We start from the raw sequence: 18,627 nt of genomic DNA, 5'->3' as shown, positions 1-18,627 counted from the left end.
GGGCGCAACGGGCGCAACTGGGGCGACTGGAGCTACGGGCGCGACAGGACCGACAGGACCTTCCGGCGGGCCGCAGGGACCAACTGGAGCAACAGGGCCTACCGGCGCGACAGGACCTACGGGGGCGACCGGACCGACGGGACCGACCGGAGCAACGGGGGCGACAGGGCCTACTGGACCTTCCGGCGGGCCGCAGGGACCAACTGGACCAACTGGAGCAACAGGGCCTACCGGCGCGACAGGGCCTACCGGAACGGTTGAGCCCAATCCGTTTCAAGTTTATGTTCAGGCAGGCGCAATAGGCGGGGATGGATCGCAAGCAAGCCCGTTCGGTACAATCCAGCAAGGCGTAACGGCAGTATTGCCCACCGGAACGGTTCACATTCTGCCGGGAACGTATCCGGTCACATCCACCATTTTGGTTAACAAAGCCGGCGTCAGTTTAGTTGGTTATCCGGGCGCGATCGTCATGCTGCAAGCGAATGTCATTCCAATTATCGTGTTGGGAAGCGGAGTAACGGTCAAAGGGCTGACCATGACCAGCGATATCCCGTATGCAAGGGAATTTATTCAAATTGGAGGTAACAATCATCGAATACTGGACAACACCATATTCGGCCCTCCACAAGCCGGGCCTTCAACGGGCTGGGTAGTCAATCGCGGCTTTGTGACACAAGCTGGCAACATGAACAACCTGTTGGTGCAAAATAATCTCTTCTATTCTCTTCGCCAGCCAGCGTATTTAAATCCGGGTACAAACGGCAATATCCTGGATAATGTTGTCTATAACACCCGCGGATTTGTTGTTGAAGCAGCTGTATTTGTCTTTTCCGGAAATTCATGGGGCATCCCGGAAAACGCTGTAGATATCGCGCTGATACCTGGAACAGTGGTCGGTCCTCCATACGATCCTTTGACAGTACTGGCCGAGAATAACAGTAATGCTTCGATACAAGACACTCGATAACTACAAGCTGCAAGTTTCACTGAAGAGGATGGTAACGTTGTAAAAAGATTTTGGATAGAAAATTGACCTGAAAAGGGTGGCATATGATGCCACCCTTCATTAATTTCTTGAAAATCAACATTAAAATTTAACAGAGCCTTAAAATAAAGAAACGCTGTTTTCGCAAAGATTGTTGTTTTAGGGTAAAGTTTTATAATATCCAGATTTTCTGTAATATTGTAAATAAGAAATAGGATAAATCCGTCTTGTCTCTAAATCAATATTTGGTGGTGATTAGATGATGAAACATCTTTCTTGGATAAAAGGTCTTATCTTCGGTGCTTTATTTTCATTCATTACTGCATTATTATTTATGTTAATAGGTCAAGTTTGGGCTGGTGGAATTACTTCATTCTGGGGTGAAGAGTGGCTATATTTCTCAGTGATAATTCCTTTTGCTATTACCTTTGCAGTTTTAGGTGGATATTTTCACAATAGAAATGCATTATCTAACAAAAAACTTTGGCTGATAAGCCTTATAAGTGCATTTCTCGTAACCTTATACAGCGGAACAGTTGGTGCGATTTTTGGCGAAACTATCGTTAGGGGCGGATTGGAAACGATAAACGTTGAAGGTACATTCGTTTGGGGTACAATCTATGCTTTTATTTTACTTCCCCTTACAACACCATTCGCAAGATTTTTGATAGGAGTTTTTTATAAAATCATTTAGAAGATAAACCACTTTCGTGCTGTAAACCTTTATCCTTAGCGAATCAGGGAACAAGTCATTCTTAATCGCTCTGAACAGCTCTATTTGGTCTGCTTTGCTCACGAAAACAGCGTAAAGAAAAGACCATCGAGAATTCCCGACGGTCTGAAGCACGTGTTCAGTAGACACGGCCTTCGTTTCCTCTAAGTCCATCAGCGGCTCCAAAACGGAGGCAATAGGCCTCCAGCTCATGAAACGAAACCGTATAGAGAGCCAAGTTGTTCACGATGGATTTTGTCGAACCAGGCAGTGCGCTGAATTTCGTGAAGAGCCTTTCCAGCTCCCCCTGACCCTCAGAAGCCCAGAACTGAACCTTCTCGACATTCGGGTTTCCCGCTTTCATCTGGTCAATCAGCGCCTGCAATCCTCGTGCAAACACAAATGTGCGCCGATAAGCCTTCTGAATAAAAGCAACCTCCACCTGACATACTTCCCGGTCCTCATATTGGTTGGCGCCGGTACCATAGACGAAACCGGCCGCACCGACAATCTCGTAAGGCTCTTCACTGAAGATGAGCATGGCTTTGCCAAAAATTAAAGGGCTGCTGATAAAACTAAGCTTAATGGCAAATGAATAAGGCAAATTCAGTTCATCGTGATGCTTGATTACAAACTTTACATACGATTCATAGTCCATTTCCAAATCGCAAGGACGAAATTCGTAGGGCATTACTTCGGTTGTGCTCTTAAGGAATCATTGATGATGACTAATTGCCCAAATCTGTCACCTTTGCCGCCGGTTCCTTTAGAACCAAATCCTTTTGGTGGAATCATTCGGTACCCCTCCTTTTCGAAATCAATCCTTTGTTTTCTTTTTCCTAATTATACCTTGTCGAAAATTTTTAAGATAGTCCTAATCTGGTTAATTTTCACACAAAAGACCAATTCTTTTCCAAGCATACCCTCACGTCTGTAGCTTGTTTCGGAAAATTTGGAATACAATTTGCATAAATATTCATTTTCCTCCAGAGCGGCGAATCTCAATTCCTGCACCTCCGGATGCTCCTTCACGAGCTCACGAACCCAAAACCGCAGCCCGGTAATAAATAGCCGCGTCCCCCTGTGGGCTTTGTCTAAAATGACCATATCCGCAAAAGCAACCTCTTTATCCTTAAATTCCTCTTCCGGTGTACCCTGATAATAACCCAATACTCCGATCACCCGGTTGTCGGCATCCGTGGCTTGAAGCAAATGGCCCTGCGTCAAATAGGAATAAAGCAGGCTAATCGTATCCATGGTTGTATAAGAAAGATGCAGGTCGCGTCTGTTCTCAAGAAAGAATAAACTGACTTTGGCGAACTCATCATCATTGGAACAGCGTCTGCAAAGCGTCGTCATTGCGATCCTTCTTTCTGTCTCCACGAGACGTCAAATTCGCTTCTTCAGCGTTTGCTCCAGCGTTTGAAGAATTTGAGGGTATTGGTTTGTTAATATTTGAAATTGTTCCCGTCTTACAGATAGCAGCACCGATGGGCCCATGGCCCTCACCGTAGCGGTCCTTGGAATATCCCTGAGCAGGGCGATTTCGCCAAAGTGATCACCGTCCTGCAGAACGGCTACCCGCTTATCTCCCTCTTCGGGAACCTGCTTCACGATTTCAAACTTGCCGCGGACAATAATGTAAAATTTATGGCCTTCCTCTCCCTCACGCACAATAGCCTCGCCCTCTTTGCACGTTTCGGTGGAAAACAGGCTAGCCATGTCCTGGAGCAGCGGAAGCTCGATCCCTTCGAAGAAGGGCAGCTTCGCAAGCCGGTCAACCTCCACCGTTGCATGAAGGCCATCCTGAGACAAGTGAAACCCATGCTGCTTTTCCCAAAGGCTATAGTATAGTCCGTTTTGCTGCAGAAGTTCCTGGTGGGTACCGGATTCGACGATTTGGCCCTCCTTGAACACATGAATCCTATCGGCATTCACAACAGAGGCTAACCGGTGGGTTACGGAAATAATCGTAGTGTGCCTGCGAATCTGTTGAATCCATTGATTGATATCCGCTTCCGTAGCCGGATCCAGTGCCGACGTCACCTCATCAAGCAGCAGCAGCCTCGGATTTCTCAGAATCGCCCGTGCAATCGCGATGCGCTGCCGTTCACCCCCTGACAAAGATCCCCCTTCATGGTGGATCATTGTCTCATATCCCGCAGGCCAGCTTGCAATGACGTCATGTATTTTCGCCTGCTTCGCGGCTTCAACCATGTCCGCATCCGTGACGTCAACCCCGTCCAGCAGCAAATTATCCCGTATCGTTGTGTTAAATAAAAAAGTATCCTGAGTAACCAACGTGGATAGCTTTCTTAAGGAAGCCTCGCTTACGGTACGCAGGTCATAATCATCCATCGCAACCGTGCCCTGCCTGGGATCGTAGAAACGGGACAGCAGCTGCAACGCGGTGCTTTTGCCGGAGCCGCTTGAACCTACGAATGCCGTATAGCTGCCGGCTGCGATGTGCAGGCTGACGTCCCGCAATTGATCGGTTTCCTCGGTATATCCGAAGGTGACCCGTTCCATCCGGATCGAAGTTATGGAAGATGGAAGCTCTATGGGGTTGGCGGCTTCCGGAACGCCGGGATGCTGATCGAAAATTTCCCCGACGCGCCGGAAGCTAACGCTCGAATCAATGAGGTTCGGGATCAGGAACGATAAATTGGAGGCCGCCTGACCAACGCTCATAAACAATGTAAAAAAGGCCATAAAGCCGCCGACCGTCATATCGTCATGGAGTATCAAATATCCGCCGAAGCCGAGCATAATCCCGTTCAAGATCAATAAAGCCGTTAGAGGCAAGCGCTCCATCAGGGAGTTGGTCATGTGCATGTTCAAACCAAAGGAAAACAGCTCTTGAATTTGCTTACGGGCCCGCTCCCGCAACCTGGCCTGCTGATGCAAGCCTTTAATCGTTTTATGACCCTTGACCATCTCGTCGATCGTATTGGAGAAGCGCTCCTGGGCTTCTTTATAGCCCGCATTGGCCGTTTCCGCACGGGCTTGAAGGAGTCTGGGCCCGACAAACATCAGTACGGAGCCGGCAAGCACGGCCAGCGCGAGCTTCCATTCGATTGAAAACAGCATAAAGAGACCGAGCAGGATGCTTAAAGCCTCCTTCAGAAAGAAGGGACACGAGATGCGGATCACTTTCTCCATGGACGCCATATCCGCTGCGAAACGAGTAACAAGGTCGCCGACTCTGTAGCGTTGATAAAAAGGCAGCGATTGCTGCTGCAGATGGATAAACAGCTCGGTTCTCAGCTTCCGAATCACCTCGCCGCTCAGCTTGCCTAACGAGTAATCCCCGCATGCACTTGCGCAAATGTTGAAAAATCCGCCTCCGAGCAAAATGCTCAGAATGATCGTGAACGCTTGGAAGTCCTTAGGTGTGAATGCCTCATCCACCAAGTATTTCAGGCTCAAGGGGGCTGCCACCGCATAAGCGACTTCAAAGAAGATGCTAAACAAAAAAATGGAGAACAGTAGTTTATATTGAGTAAAATGGCGCAACATGGTCCTTATAAAATCCAATTTTAATCGCCGCCTCCCAGTACCCATAGATTACCGCAGTTTCGCCAGGCTGTAAACGTTTTCCATGATAGGAGCGAGATTTGATTGCAAAAAAAAGGCAGCTTTTAGCGCTGCCTTTCATTCACGAGCATTTATGGAGCTGGCGCGTATAAACGGTCCAGCCTGCGACGCAGCCACCCGATTTCCCCACTCAGCATCCGTCCAGGTTCGGCCCCGAACCATTCCAAAGAGGCGAACTTGCCGCTCGACCCGATGCGATCGATAATACGACGGTAATCGACCGCTCCGTTCGCCAGCGAAACCATCCCTTGCCGGCTGCCGTTAGCCGCATACACCTGATGGGGTTGAAACACGCTGCAGTGAGCAAGAGAGAGGATATTTTTCAGATGGAAATGCTCCACCCATGGCTCCAACTGCTCATAGCTTTCCAACGGGTCGTCCCCAGCCTCCCATAAGTGAAGGAAGTCCATATTCAGCTTAACCGCTTCATGGCTCACTTCCGTCATCAGCCGATGAGCCGCCGCTTTGTGATCGGCCAGCGTCCCCGGATGTGTTTCCACCAGCAAATCGATTCCATGATCCATACACAGGTCGCCAAGGATTCGAAGCTGCCGAACCGTATCCTCGAACTCGCCTGCGCTCACCTCTCTGCTGCCGCGCCTCCCCGCAAAAGTACGAATCCGCCTCGTTCTAAGCCAGCCCGCCAACGTGAGCAGTTCCTCGCATCGGGTAACGGTATCCGGGAAATTCACCCGGGATCCCACTTCCAAATAATCGCTGATCATTGAAACCGTCAGCCCTGCGGCTTCCGGCAAATGCATCCTGGAGCCCTTGCGCTCCTCATACAGGTGACGGGCGTGAACTCCCCATACTTCCATTCCGTTGAAGGCATGGACTCGGGCAAATTCGATCAGCTGCTCGAAAGAAATCAACGTGTGGCGAAAAGAGATGGTGCACAACGAGCACCCTAATCTGGATGAATCAGACATCAATAAGAAGCCCCCCTGCGTTGGAGTAGCGGGCAGACCATAAGGCAAGCTCCCGCTCCAGTTCCTGTTTAAGCCCACGTTCGATCGCTTCGGCCTTATCCAATGTTTCCAATAGTGAAGGAAGCAGCTCGGTACGGCCGGTCAGCGATAGTTTGACAGCCATATATTGCATCGTGTTGAAGGCTTGAACCAAATCGCGGATTTGCTGCGCCCAATGCTCATAATGTTCCCGTGGCAACTGCAGCTCATCGTGAAAGTACATGAACGCGTAATCATACCCGTATTTGCGAATCACAATCACGTGCAGATGCTTGAGCGCATCCGCGAGCTGAGGCAGCTTCTCAGGCTCCCCGGCCAATCTTGAGACAAGCGCTCGCAGCTTGGATACCAGCTCATTGCCATGGAGATTAAATCCGTCATAAAAGTAAGAAACGACCGTATTCGGTGTCGGCGCCTGGATAGCGAGGGCTTCGATATAAAACCCGTCCGGATAAGGGTTATGAACAAAAGCCTGGAGCACCTGCTCCCGGCTGACGACCCCCTCCCACTTCATATCCGCGTCAAGCATGAACCATTCGCCCTCTCGTTCGGTAGACGAAACCAGCAAATAATGAGGGAACGGATTCAGATTGAACTTATTTTCCCGCTCCGGCATGAGAGACATGTCAATCTGCACGACGACATGCCTGTGCTTAGGGGCATTCTCAACAAGTTCCACCAGTCTGGCCGCATTTGCTGCCGAATCCTGATGCCGGTCATGCCACTGGATCACCCGAGTTCCGAACATTCGTTCATACCACTTCATCGATCGCTCATGCTGAATGGTATCTGAATAATACGACAAACCCGCCTCCGTCCAGGCAAACTCCGCATCCCACACGCCAAAATAAAAAGGGCGGTAATCGACATCGCTGTACCTTTTGACCACCTCGCACAAGCAGCTCACCACACAGTGAACCTTAATGCGCTGCTCCTTCCATCCGAACATAAATTCGCCTCCTTCTGTTACGCTCTTTGCTCCTCGTCAGTACCGGCGGGAGCCAAACGTTCCATGAAATCAAGAAGTGAGCCCACCGTATGAAAGACCCGCGGATCCACCTCCTCCTCCGGTATACGAAGCCCGAATTCCTCCTCAATCCAGACCAACAGCTGCAGCATCATCACCGAATCGACGCGAAGGTCCTCATTCAGCCTGTGCGTTTCCTCCAAGGGAGACAAGTCTGTCAGAAGAAGCCTGGTTTTCATCAATGAATGAAGCTCTGTTATCCGTTGATTCCGTCTCATCAGCTTAGATCCGCCTCCTCCAACATTTTACGGCTGATTTTACCCGTCGCATTCCTTGGCAGCTTCGTGACACACTCCACTTTGGCCGGCACTTTATAGGGAGGCAGCTTGCGTATGCACCATGCGCGAACCGCCTCGGGCGTAACCTGATGATCGGCCGCCACCATGCAGCAAACGACCTCGCCCATCACCGGATGCCGCCCTCGGTAGACGACGCACTCGCGGATGCCGTCCAGTTCGGAGACGACGTTTTCTACCTCCGTAGGATATACTTTAAGGCCGGATACGTTGATCACATCGTCGGCCCTGGCTAGAAGCCGCAGCTCTCCCTGCTCCATATACCCAAGATCTCCGGTGCGGATCACCCGGTCTTGCACAGCTATGATCAGTTCTTTCGGCATGTCTGCTGAAGCCCCGGCTTCCCTAATCCGAATGTGGCCTAACGGCTTGCCGATATCCGCGCTAAACCGAAGGGAGCGGCTGACGCTGATGCATCCGGCTTCGGAGCAGCCATACTGCTGAAGCACACCGTCCGCCAGAGGAGCAAGCTTATCCAACAAACCTTGCGGCAGAGGAGCGCCCGAGCTCATCAACTGATGATAACGAAAGCCGGAAGCGAAAGATGTCAGCACATGCAGCGTCAACGGTACCCCATACACGATATGCTTCGGCGTGTCCCGAAGGAGAGCCAAAGTCAGCTTCGGATTCGTATAGGCCGCGACGTGAGGCACCGCTTGCCGCTTCATAGCGGACAACACTCCGCTGATCAGGCCGTAAGCATGGCTTACCGGCGAGATGATGACCGGGGTAACCGAACCGTCCAGATCAATCGCTTCATTATAAGCCGTGATTTCCTCCGCTACAGCCGACCACGTTCGGCAAATGAGCTTAGGCTTGCCGGACGTACCTGAGCTGAACATGCAAAGCGAAGCCTCCTGGGCGGAGTCAAGGGTATCGTTCGCTCCTTCCGGCGGCCTAAGCGTCAGAAAGCCGTCCTCGGCGGATCGGTACACGAGGCCGCTGCACCCTGCTTCAATCGCCAGAGACTTGGCCGTCTCCAGCGGAGTTTCTCCGTGGAGCAGAAGCACCGATCCCCCTTGCTCCCGCAAAAAAAGCACCAGTATAATCAACTCGGCCGCGTTCGCCATGCAGACCGCGATCCGGCTTCCAGCTTTCCCCGCGTCCCGATAATGCGGCAAAAGCCCCCAGGCTTTCCAGCGTACATCCACATCCTCTTGGCCCAAATACAATTGGTTGACGGCAAACAGCTTCCCATTCACATGCGGACCTCCTCTTACTTGTACTAGTCGGGCGATTGGAAAGCCGACAAAGGATTGGGCACCCTGTGCGATAGCCCTTTTGATTGAACCGTCAATCGTTTATACGTCAACTGCTCCACTCTGGTGGTCGGGGCAAACAAATCCAAAGCCTCAAACCGCTCTTTCCAATGCGGATCTTTTGCCTGATGGCGATGTATACATGCAGACGTCATCCGCCAAAATCGCCTTTCCTCAAAGCCGTACCAATCCGCTAGCATCATAGCCAGTTCACCGAGGTTGACGAAAAATAGCGCCCCCAAAGTCAAATACCGCAGCGGCGTCACATCCTCCGTTTCAAAATTGGCTCTCTCCTCCTGGACAGCATACCGTTCGTGAACAACCGTTAAATCCGGGCAAAACTCCGGTTGCTTCAGAAAGGAACGGCAGTACAGCACATCCTCATGAAAATCTTTGAGCGCCAACCGCTCTGGCCAACCTTCCCGGTGCACCATCACCATATTTTGCGCATGCGATTCCGTAGCGACGCCATGAACTGCGGCCAAGTGGAGGACAGGCAGCACGCACCGCTCCAGAAGCCGGTTCAGCCACGCCTCGATCCCATAGGCTTGAAGCCATGGCTCAATGAGCGGGGTGCCATCCCGTTCCGAAGCACAGAGCGCATAGAAGGGCACGCATTCTTCCCCCAACTGTAAATAGCGGTGCAAGCTTTCCCGCCAAATGCAGCCCACTGCTGCGTACAGCGGGTGCGGGGCCTGGTCATGCTCCCGGCCCGAGCGTCTTCCGTCGCCCTTGTGATCCTGCGGATCATACGAGACGGCAGCCACCTCCCGCAGCAAAATCAGTTTCGCTTCCTCCTTCAAATAGCGGTCTCCATCCACTAAGCTTTGAAGCCAGAAGGACAAGACCGGGGCCGTTACCGTATAGTGGGGCAGCAATTGACGGGAACTTGACGTATTCAACAGATTCATCGACAGCTTGATATACGCTTTATGCGGCTCTGTCCGGTTCGCAAGCGTGCGAATCGACTGCTGGGCGCGATAAGCATCAGGAGAACATCCCAGCAGCACCATACGTTTCGTGCGGAGCTCTTCCGCGCAAGCCGGAACGATCGCCCGGCGCCATTGCCACGGGTGTACCGGCGCGAAGAAATAGTCGGCAGGGTCGCAGTTCTCGCTCCGCAACAACGCTTGAAAGGAATCGACAGCAGCATCCCCCAATTCCTCACGCAGCAAGCCGTCGAGCGACATGCCCGGCAGCACGGCCGCCCGGCTCTCCTCCTTCCGCACGGCCAGCCATATAGGCGTCACATCCCGGGCAAACTCGGGGCCGTAAGCAAGATGGTCGGCATAATCAAAGCCGATCCGCGACTTATAGCTCGGATGGTACCGATGCCCGTCCATGACCGCCGACTCCAAGTCATCTCCGCTTAACCGCCGCAACTCACGGCCTTCCGAAATCCGATGAAACTGAGCTATGGCATCCTTCAGCAGCGTCTGCTCCAGCTCCTCCGCAAACGAGATCAGCTTGGACCGATCTACACCCGGCACATCCAGCACTTCCTCGACAAATAAACGCAGCGAAGACGCCTCCGCTTCTACGCCGCCGCCAAGCCGGATGAGCGGAGATTCCGTTAACATCCGAATCCGGCCGAATGTGAACCTTCTTTGCCCAAGACACCGGTAGATCACCTTCCGGCCCGCAGCATCTTGACCTTGAAGGCTGTATAATATCTTTTCCCCTTCCGCTTCCATCAGCGGCGTGACGATTCCTTCATAGATGACCGACTCCGCCAATTGCCGGAAAATTCTTCTGCGCACATGCACGCAGGCCTCGGATCGTAAAGCTTGAGCAGCCATTAGGTCTTGCTGCCATGTACATTCCACTTCGCTGCCTCCTTCGGCGATCTGTGAATAGCAGACCATCTGAACAATAGGGTATTCACCAGGCACAACAAGGCGGCGGCAAGCAGCGGCGTATTCAACCCCGCCTGGATCGACAGGAACGAGGCAAGCAGCGGAGACAACAACTCCCCGGCCGTCTGAAACGATACCATGACACTGAAGGTCATAGCAGCGCCCGTCCCTCGTTCCCTTTCAAACAGAATGACGTCCAGCACCGCCATCGTTATTGCCAGAAACATGCCGTACAGCATACGCCCAATGATCAATCCTGTAATGCCCTCCGACAGCGCTTGAATCATCAAGCCGGCGGCCATCGTCGCAACGCCCAACGTGTACGCGACATGCAACCGCCCCGGTTTGCAAATACTGCGAAGAAACGGCAGCAGCGTTAAGGCGCATGCATGCGGCAGAAGGAACAGCACCCCGGCTATGCCCGTCGACAGGCGGAAGGCTTCCTCTACGTATGGTGTAAAAAAGGGCCTGACCACTTGATTCGCGACCGTCAAAGTAAAAAACAACAGTCCCAGCGTTACGATATATCGATCACGCAGCAGCCCTATTAACGAAAGTTTCGAGCCTGCAGACTCAGGTTCGCCCGCTTGCCGGGAGCCGCCCCGCCACCCCCAAAGCACCCCTATGCATACGAGCAATTGAACGACATCGGCGGCCGCCGCTCCATAAAACAGCGTTAGAGGCCGTTCCATTTGGAGCATGTGGGCGCCGGTCAGCGCAGCTAACAGAACGGCTGTATGGTGCACGGTGTGAAACTTGGCCGCCGAACCCGCCTGACCGCCCCTATCGATCAGTTCCATCAGAATAGGATAAATCAGCATGTAGCTGCTTTTGAACAGGAGCAGACATACGGTCAAAATCAGAAACTCCGTCGCACTATCCGCCGACGCCAGCAGCGCTGTCGTCAATGCCGTGCCGGCCTGACCAGCAAACAGCAGCCGCTTGGCTCCCGCCTTGCGGGCCAGCCAGCCCCAAACCGGGGAGCAGAGAACGACGGTCAACCGGCAGACGAACAAATAAAAGCCCGTGTAGCTGTAGTCCTCGACGCCGAACACCTGACGAAAAAACTGCGGGTAATACGGCGACAGAAGCACTTCGGTGAAAAGGCCGAGAAACACGCAGCCAAGGAGCGCAGCCTGCATGCCGGTTCTCGAGCGAAGCCCTCCCGCCTCTTGAGCAAGCCGCCTCATACGTTCGCTCCGAACTGCTGAAATACGTTTCGTTCCCTTCGAGGATACACCGCGCGTCCCGTCAATTGTTCGATGATCAAGCTGTTCCGGTATGCGCCCAGACCCAGATCCGGGGCGCCGACGCCGTGCGTATGCAGCTCCCCATTTTGAATAAATATGCGGTTGCCCCCGCCGATTCGAAGCTTCAGCGCGTAATTCTCGGAAATGTCATACCGGCCTTTCGCATCCCGGCAAATATACGGCTCCAACGGGCTCAAGCAAGCCGGCTCGGCATGCTCGTAGCCAGTGGCCAATATGACCACATCGCTGACATGCTCGAACGAAATATCCTGCTGCAGTTGTCGGCAAACCAGCCTGTATCCATCGCTTCCCCTCCCGGAGAACGGAAGTAGCTGCTCCACTTCCGTGGAGGCCATGAGCCGAACGCGGGGGCTTTCCTCCCCTCCGGCTCCCGCGTCGTACAAGGCATCGTAGATGTCGGCGATGGTGCGGGCGCTGATCCCTTTGTACAGCAGGCTTTGTCCTGCTCGGACAGCATCCTTGCGCTCGGGTGCAAGCCCGTAGAAGTACCGCGTGTAATCAGGGGAAAAATGCTCTAGTCCGAGCTTGGAATATTCCATCGGGAAAAATCCCGCCGACCGCGTAAACCAGTCCAGCCGATACCCGTATTCCTGCTGCCCGCTTAGCAGATCAAGCGTAATCTCCGCTGCGCTCTGCCCGGAACCGACCACCGTAATCGAACGGGCTTGAAGGCAGCGCTCCCGATGCGTTAAATAATCGGCCGAGTGGAATACATGCGGACCGCACAGCGATCGGAAGCGAGCCGGCATTTGAGGACGGCTCCCTACGCCTATAACCAGATTACTGGCAAGATAGCTTAACATGCGCGGAGTGCCAAGCTCTCGCACCTCCACCACAAACCGGGCGTCTGATCCGGCTTCTTCCAGCCGGATCCCGGTCACCTCGCAGCCGAAACGGCAAGAGGCCAGCCGCTCTGCCGCCCACCTGCAGTAGTGGTTGTATTCCCGGCGCGAAATATGAAACTTTTCCCGAAAGTAAAAGTGGTACAATCTGCCATGCTCATGCAAATAATTCAAAAAGCTGAGCGGATGCGTCGGATCAGCCATCGTTACCAAATCCGCAAAGAATGGAACCTGGAGGGTCGTGCCCTCGATCATCATGCCGGAGTGCCAATCAAACTGCGCTTTCCGCTCCAGAAAGACAGCTTTCGTCTCCGGTACGCGATCCAGCAGCGCAGCTAAACCGAGATTAAACGGACCGATTCCGACGCCCAGCACATCCAGCACGTCTGAATGATTCAGACCGGCGCCCGTCCTCGACATAAGCCATTCCCCTTTCTCTATCCCAAGCTTCAAAGATCTCACGCTCGCAAAGCATCAGCGCTGCCGTTTTATCCGGAAGCTGCACTTGCCGTTGGAAGCGAAAGCCACACTTTTCAAAAATATGCCGCATCTTCGCATTCCGAATATCCGGTTCGGCGACGATTCGCATAGTCCCCGGGTGCAGGAACTGCAGACGTACGAGAGCAAGCAGCAGCGGGAGCGCATAACCTTGCCCGAGATAGTTCGGCGGGCCGATGAGCAGATGCACCCCCTGATCTTCCGGAGCCGCCTCGTAATATTGACCGATCAAGTCGGACGCCGCCCAATACGATTCGAAATAGCTCATCGGCTCCCCATCCAGCAGACCGATGCACAGCGTCTGATGCGGGTCGGCCAAGAAGCGCTCCAAGTGGTTGCGGTACGCATCCAGAGGAATTTGGAGCTGCCAAAAGGGAACGACATGAGGCTCCTGATGCCAGGCGTGCAGCCGCAGCAAATCGTGCTCCATCGTGACCGGACGAAAGGAAATCGTTCTACCGATCGTTCGATCCTGGATAGTAGCTAGAGGATGATCCTCGTAAAGCTGGTTTAAATTACGAATCAAGACGCCCGACATCCTCCGGCACCTCCAAGACAAGCGGATTATCCACCAGAACGTAAACCGACTGGTTTTCGAGCGATCCGACCAATTCGTCCATGTCATACAGCCGGGTAAGCAAGTTGGCCTTGCACGGAAGCTTCTCCTCCGCTAACAAGCTTTGGAGGAAGGTGGACGGCTCCCTGTTCATAGGGAGAAACCCGGCCAGCACGGATCGCAGCTCGCGAAGCAGCAGACGTTCATCAACAAGCCCTGCGGTGCCGAAGCCGTTAATTAAGCCAAACAAATGGTTGAAGACCAGATAATAACGAAACCGCTCATCGGCAACGGCGTCATCGCAGAACGTCTGACTTTTGACTCCAAGATCAGGAAGCTCTTGCTTCAAGCGCTCTGACATCGAACGGCAGAAATAATAGCCTTGATTATCCCGATAATAGAAGCGGTTAGGGTACCCTTCACGCAGCTGAACGACGCTGTTTTGCTGATGCGCCTCCAGAGCGATGCCATACGTGAAATACAGCCACAGCATCGGCTTCAGCGACATCTCCAGATAAAGGCGGAACCAGTCCAGACTGACGGCTTCCGTCGTGCGGTCCTCCCGTTCAGCCAAACGGCGGACGATGCGGCTGAGGCGGGATTCGGAACCGGGCAGCGGATCCTGAATGAGTGAAGCGACTAGCGCCGCTTGAAGCGCCCGATCACCCTGAAACGGATTTTCACGCAGCACCACTTCAAAGCCCGATTCCTCCTCCCCTTCCAAAGCAATCGACACATAAGCCGGGTCCTTCACGATTGAAAACGCCGGATAACGGCTTGAAACCTCGCCGATTCGCGTGTTCATCAACCGTGCTACCTCAACGCCCCGCTCCAGTTCTTTGAATTTATTCACCCGCAGCGAGTTTGTAATTTTCACGGGAACGGATCCTTTAGCCATCCATGGCGACTCCGGGTGATACACGGTCCGAAACGACGATGTCGCCGAATAGAATCGTCCCCGTGCACCCAAATCTTGAAGCAAGCCCTCCCCGATCAGCTTCAGTACGGACGGTTTACGCAGCATATCCCGGGCCTGCAGCGGGTGAAGCGGAATCAATGTGTAGTCGTCGAGCCCCGTATAGGCGGATATAAAATCCGGTTCCGTCTGCGGACCATCCCGCAGTTCCGATTTAATCCATTCCGTCGCCGTCATGCGGTCAAGCGCCGAGTCTTCACGAACAATGGATCGGTGCGCCCTGAAGTAGTGCAGCTGAAATTGTCCTTTCAGCTCAGGGGAATACACCGACTGTGCGTTATCGGGAACACCCTCGCGGCTCTTCGGTGCAGGATGCAGCAGATGTCCGAACAGCAGCGATTGCTCTGCAGTAAGAAAATCACCGTCATAGCCGTACAGCTGCTCGCGGTCCTCGTCACGGGCGGAAACAAACTGTTCGATACGTTCACAGCTTTCCCTGATTCGCTGCAGCAGTTCCTCTGTTCGCCCGGACGCGTCAACCTGAACCCGTTGTCCCAATTCCCGGACCAGACGCTCCGCGATCGCCAGCTCGTCCTCCGTGACCGCCCCAAGGTCTTCGCTTCCTTTCCATTGGAGTGGAAATTGGAACAGATGCCTTCCGGTCGGAGATTTATACTTCACCGGGACGATTACCGTCCCGTGTTGGTTGACCAGAGGAAGCTGAAGCATCCAACCCTCGTCTGATTCATGCCAATCTCCCAACCCGGTCTCCCTGAGGAAACTGTTAAGCAAGCTTTGCAGCGTAGCCCTTGCTGCGATTGTACGCGCCTCACAACCCTCTTCCCATAAAACTTTCGTAAGTTCCAGCGGCCGTTCCCCGATCATGTGATAACACTCCTTTCCGAGCAAGCAGCTCCGCAGCATATTGACATTCCAATTCCTTGCCGATGCGTATGACATGCCTCAATATTCCGGCCGTATGCTGCAGCGTCGCTAACGGATTCAACAGCGTAAATTTTAAGCAAGCCTTCCCCTTCGCCTTCGTCCGGGCGACAACCGCTATGCCGCCTTCAAGCAGCCGATCCCGAATCCGGCAGTTCAACTCATCCGTCCATCCAGCGCCGTCTTCCGCTCCAACTGAAGGTACATACCGGAAAACAACAGCGTTCAATGTCGGCTCTGCTATCAGTTCCAGCGCGTCCTCCTGTCGAATCCGCTCTGCGGTTTCCTCCGCCAGCTTCAGGGTATGATCGATCATCGCGGCAAACCGCTCGCGGCCGACATGCTGCAGCGACATGTAGAGCTTGAGCGCGTCAAACCTGCGCGTTGTCTGGACCGACTTGCCTACAAGATTAGGCACTCCCGCCTGATCATCCGCTTCCGGGTTTAAGTAGTCGGCATTAAGCCTCAAATAACGGTAATGCAATCGATCCCGAAGCAAAAAAGCTCCGCAGCTGATCGGTTGATAAAACAGTTTGTGAAAATCAACGGTAATCGAATCAGACAAAGCGATCCCCTTAAGCAGGCAGGCGTGTTGATCGCTCAAAGCGAGCGCGCCGCCGTATGCCGCATCGGTATGGAGCCATAGACCATGCCTTCGAGCCGCTTCTCCCAATTCCGGAAGCGGATCGATACTGCCGAAATCAGTGGTCCCGGCTGTAGCTACGAGTACGAAGGGAAGCAGTTCGTCTTCGCGCAAACGGGCGATTGTGCTTTCCAGAAGATCGCTGTGCATTCGGCCCTTCGAATCCACGGGCACCGTGATGACGGATTGTTGTCCCAGACCTAATAAAGCCGCCGATTGCTTGACTGTAAAATGGGCCTCTTCCGAGCACAGCACCCGGAGGCGGTCAGCCTGTGGAGGCAATCCCCGCTGCTGCACATTCCAGTTCCAGCGCATGCAGCAATAATGGTCTCTGGCAAGCAGTAATCCCATGAAATTGGACTGCGTTCCCCCGCTGGTGAACACGCCGTCGCTGCCTCTGCCTGCGAATCCGAACAACCCGCACAACCAGCCGATGACCTCTTGCTCCAGCATCGTGGCCGACATACTTTGATCCCACGAATCCATGGAAGGATTCACCGCGGAAAGCAGCGCCTCCGCAACCAATGAAGCCTGCAGGGGCGGACAGTGAAGGTGAGCCATACAAGCCGGGTGGGTCACTACCGCTGAATGTTTCAGTACAGCCTCACCTATGAAATCCAGCAGCTCCGCCATACCGATGCCCTGCTCGGGACAAACCGGCCGCTGCCGTAAGGAAGCCGCCAATTGATCAGGCAGAGCTCCGCTGTAGGGATGCTTGGCACTTGCAAAATCGCGAATTAACACGCCCAAAGCCGTATTCATATGCTTGCGGAAGAGCACCTGGCTTTCCTCGCTGTGATTCAAAAAATCCGTTGCGAAGGTACCGTTCACCTGAAGACCCCCTGGGGAATGCGGTTATGGCGTTCCGCCGCCAGAACAGCCTCATGGAAAATTTCCGCGATTCGATCGATTTCTTCTTCCGTTACGATTAACGGAGGCAGGAAACGAACTACGCTGCCATGTCGTCCGCCGAGCTCCAGAATGAGGCCTCGTTTCAAACATTGCCGTTGAATTTCGCGAGCCAGCTCACTGTAGGCGGGATAGCTTCCAAGCCTGTCCGAAGCGCGTTCATGATCGATGATCTCCGCGCCGATCATCAGCCCTCTGCCCCTCACTTGCCCAATGCAATTTACGGCAGAACGGGTTTGCTCCAAGTGCTTGACGAGGCGCTGACCGACACGGGCCGCATGCTCGACCAGCCGTTCTTCGCGGATAAACCGCAGCGACGCTGTACCTGCTGCCATCGCCAATTGATTTCCGCGGAACGTACCCGCATGCGCTCCCGGCTCCCATCGGTCAAGCTCCTCCCGGTATACGATCACGGACAGCGGAAGACTTCCGCCCACGGCTTTGGAAATAACGATCACATCGGGCTGAATGCCCGCATGCTCGAAAGCAAACATGCGGCCTGTTCGGCCGATCCCCGTCTGCACCTCGTCAATGATGAGCGGAATCTCCCTTTCGCCCGTTATTCGCCGAATCTCCCGAGCCCAGGCATCGGGCGCGGGAATGACCCCTCCCTCTCCCTGAACTAACTCCATAATCATGCCGGCGGGCGGCAGCACACCGCTCTCCGGATCGTCGAGCAAATGCTCGATATAGCGGCTTCCGACTTGATGCCCTTCCTCCCCGCCGATTCCAAAGGGGCAGCGGTAATCATAGGGATAAGGCAGGAAGTGTGAGCCCGGCATCAACGTACCTACCTGGCGCTTAGGCTGCAAATTCCCCGTCAAACTAAGCGCGCCGCTCGTCATACCGTGGTATCCCCCGTGAAAGGACATCATGACGCTTCTTCCCGTTGCCGTCTTGACCAGCTTCACGGCGGCTTCAACGGCATCTGCTCCCGATGGGCCGCAGAACTGAATACGGGCTTTACCCGCAAATTCCGATGGCAAGGCTTCGAAGAGCTCATCGACGAATCGCTCCTTGACCGGCGTTGTCAGATCAAGCGTAAGCAGAGGCATACCGGAGTTTAAAACATCCTTCATGGCCTCGACCACCACGGGGTGGTTGTGGCCTAAGGCAAGCGTTCCCGCTCCGGCAAGACAATCGTAATACGTCCGGCCGTCCGCATCTTTCACCTGCACTCCTCTGGCTTCAATAATGGCAATGGGAAGCTTGCGCGGATACGTACGGGCATTAGATTCGCGTCGCTGCTGGCTTTCAAGATATATCGCATTGCCCTTCGTCATATAAACTTTCCTCCTTTGGGGAATGGTCTCTAACCTGCCTGTTCTTAACTGTCGAGGTACTTGGTAA

15 protein-coding genes and 1 pseudogene are annotated in these 18,627 nt (G+C 53.7%); 2 read left to right on the top strand and 14 right to left on the bottom strand.

Translation table 11 applies throughout. The features are described 5' to 3' along the window. Both PVA01S_RS27325 and PVA01S_RS19435 read left to right on the top strand, forming a co-directional pair. Positions 1-967, top strand: a pseudogene (locus tag PVA01S_RS27325) (collagen-like protein); the annotation flags it as partial. Between the two features lie 277 nt (positions 968-1,244). Beyond that, positions 1,245-1,679 (top strand): hypothetical protein, encoded by a 435-nt coding sequence (locus PVA01S_RS19435; RefSeq protein ID WP_230876251.1) that lies wholly within the window; start codon positions 1,245-1,247, stop codon positions 1,677-1,679. 157 nt (positions 1,680-1,836) lie between these two features. On the opposite strand, the gene PVA01S_RS19430 is transcribed toward PVA01S_RS19435, so the two are convergent. The 14 genes from PVA01S_RS19430 to PVA01S_RS19365 form a co-directional block, all read right to left on the bottom strand. Beyond that, positions 1,837-2,388 (bottom strand): hypothetical protein, encoded by a 552-nt coding sequence (locus PVA01S_RS19430; protein WP_054797989.1) that lies wholly within the window; start codon positions 2,386-2,388, stop codon positions 1,837-1,839. Positions 2,389-2,540: 152 nt separating this feature from the next. After that, positions 2,541-3,056, bottom strand: coding sequence for a hypothetical protein (locus PVA01S_RS19425; RefSeq protein WP_127608949.1), 516 nt, complete (start codon positions 3,054-3,056; stop codon positions 2,541-2,543). A gap of 30 nt (positions 3,057-3,086) precedes the next feature. Then, positions 3,087-5,216, bottom strand: coding sequence for an ABC transporter transmembrane domain-containing protein (locus PVA01S_RS19420; protein ID WP_280531824.1), 2,130 nt, complete (start codon positions 5,214-5,216; stop codon positions 3,087-3,089). Between the two features lie 149 nt (positions 5,217-5,365). Next, entirely contained in the window at positions 5,366-6,223 is an 858-nt protein-coding gene (locus PVA01S_RS19415; protein ID WP_127608947.1) for a sugar phosphate isomerase/epimerase family protein, read from the bottom strand. Continuing rightward, entirely contained in the window at positions 6,216-7,211 is a 996-nt protein-coding gene (locus tag PVA01S_RS19410; protein WP_127608946.1) for a DUF6005 family protein, read from the bottom strand. The genes PVA01S_RS19415 and PVA01S_RS19410 overlap by 8 nt, the downstream gene beginning before the upstream one ends. 17 nt (positions 7,212-7,228) lie before the next feature. Beyond that, positions 7,229-7,507, bottom strand: a complete 279-nt coding sequence (gene asbD / locus PVA01S_RS19405) for a petrobactin biosynthesis protein AsbD (protein ID WP_054797982.1) — start codon at positions 7,505-7,507, stop codon at positions 7,229-7,231. Beyond that, the gene (locus PVA01S_RS19400) at positions 7,507-8,787 is read right to left on the bottom strand and encodes an AMP-binding protein (RefSeq protein ID WP_127608945.1); all 1,281 of its coding nucleotides are present in this window, start codon (positions 8,785-8,787) and stop codon (positions 7,507-7,509) included. Before PVA01S_RS19400 ends, asbD begins: the two co-directional genes overlap by 1 nt. A gap of 23 nt (positions 8,788-8,810) precedes the next feature. Then, positions 8,811-10,670, bottom strand: a complete 1,860-nt coding sequence (locus tag PVA01S_RS19395; protein ID WP_244932993.1) for an IucA/IucC family protein — start codon at positions 10,668-10,670, stop codon at positions 8,811-8,813. Further along, the gene (locus tag PVA01S_RS19390; protein WP_127608944.1) at positions 10,643-11,890 is read right to left on the bottom strand and encodes an MFS transporter; all 1,248 of its coding nucleotides are present in this window, start codon (positions 11,888-11,890) and stop codon (positions 10,643-10,645) included. The genes PVA01S_RS19395 and PVA01S_RS19390 overlap by 28 nt, the downstream gene beginning before the upstream one ends. Continuing rightward, positions 11,887-13,233: a lysine N(6)-hydroxylase/L-ornithine N(5)-oxygenase family protein gene (locus PVA01S_RS19385; RefSeq protein WP_155615299.1), complete on the bottom strand. Its 1,347-nt coding sequence runs from the start codon at positions 13,231-13,233 to the stop codon at positions 11,887-11,889. Before PVA01S_RS19385 ends, PVA01S_RS19390 begins: the two co-directional genes overlap by 4 nt. Further along, positions 13,160-13,849, bottom strand: a complete 690-nt coding sequence (locus tag PVA01S_RS19380; RefSeq protein ID WP_127608943.1) for a GNAT family N-acetyltransferase — start codon at positions 13,847-13,849, stop codon at positions 13,160-13,162. The genes PVA01S_RS19385 and PVA01S_RS19380 overlap by 74 nt, the downstream gene beginning before the upstream one ends. Continuing rightward, positions 13,827-15,668: an IucA/IucC family protein gene (locus tag PVA01S_RS19375; protein ID WP_127608942.1), complete on the bottom strand. Its 1,842-nt coding sequence runs from the start codon at positions 15,666-15,668 to the stop codon at positions 13,827-13,829. Before PVA01S_RS19375 ends, PVA01S_RS19380 begins: the two co-directional genes overlap by 23 nt. Further along, a complete protein-coding gene (locus tag PVA01S_RS19370; protein ID WP_244932992.1) occupies positions 15,613-17,199 on the bottom strand; it encodes a pyridoxal phosphate-dependent decarboxylase family protein in 1,587 nt (528 codons plus the stop codon). The genes PVA01S_RS19375 and PVA01S_RS19370 overlap by 56 nt, the downstream gene beginning before the upstream one ends. Next, positions 17,196-18,584 carry an aspartate aminotransferase family protein gene (locus tag PVA01S_RS19365; protein ID WP_269103581.1) on the bottom strand — a complete coding sequence of 463 codons (1,389 nt, stop codon included), beginning with the start codon at positions 18,582-18,584 and terminating at the stop codon, positions 17,196-17,198. Before PVA01S_RS19365 ends, PVA01S_RS19370 begins: the two co-directional genes overlap by 4 nt. Positions 18,585-18,627 lie beyond the last annotated feature (43 nt).

It is taken from the genome of Paenibacillus validus NBRC 15382, from assembly GCF_004000985.1.
GTDB classification, from domain to species: Bacteria; Bacillota; Bacilli; order Paenibacillales; family NBRC-103111; genus Paenibacillus_G; species Paenibacillus_G validus.
The sequence above is the reverse complement of the archived record's forward strand: the minus strand, read 5'-3'. Positions and strand labels throughout refer to the sequence as shown.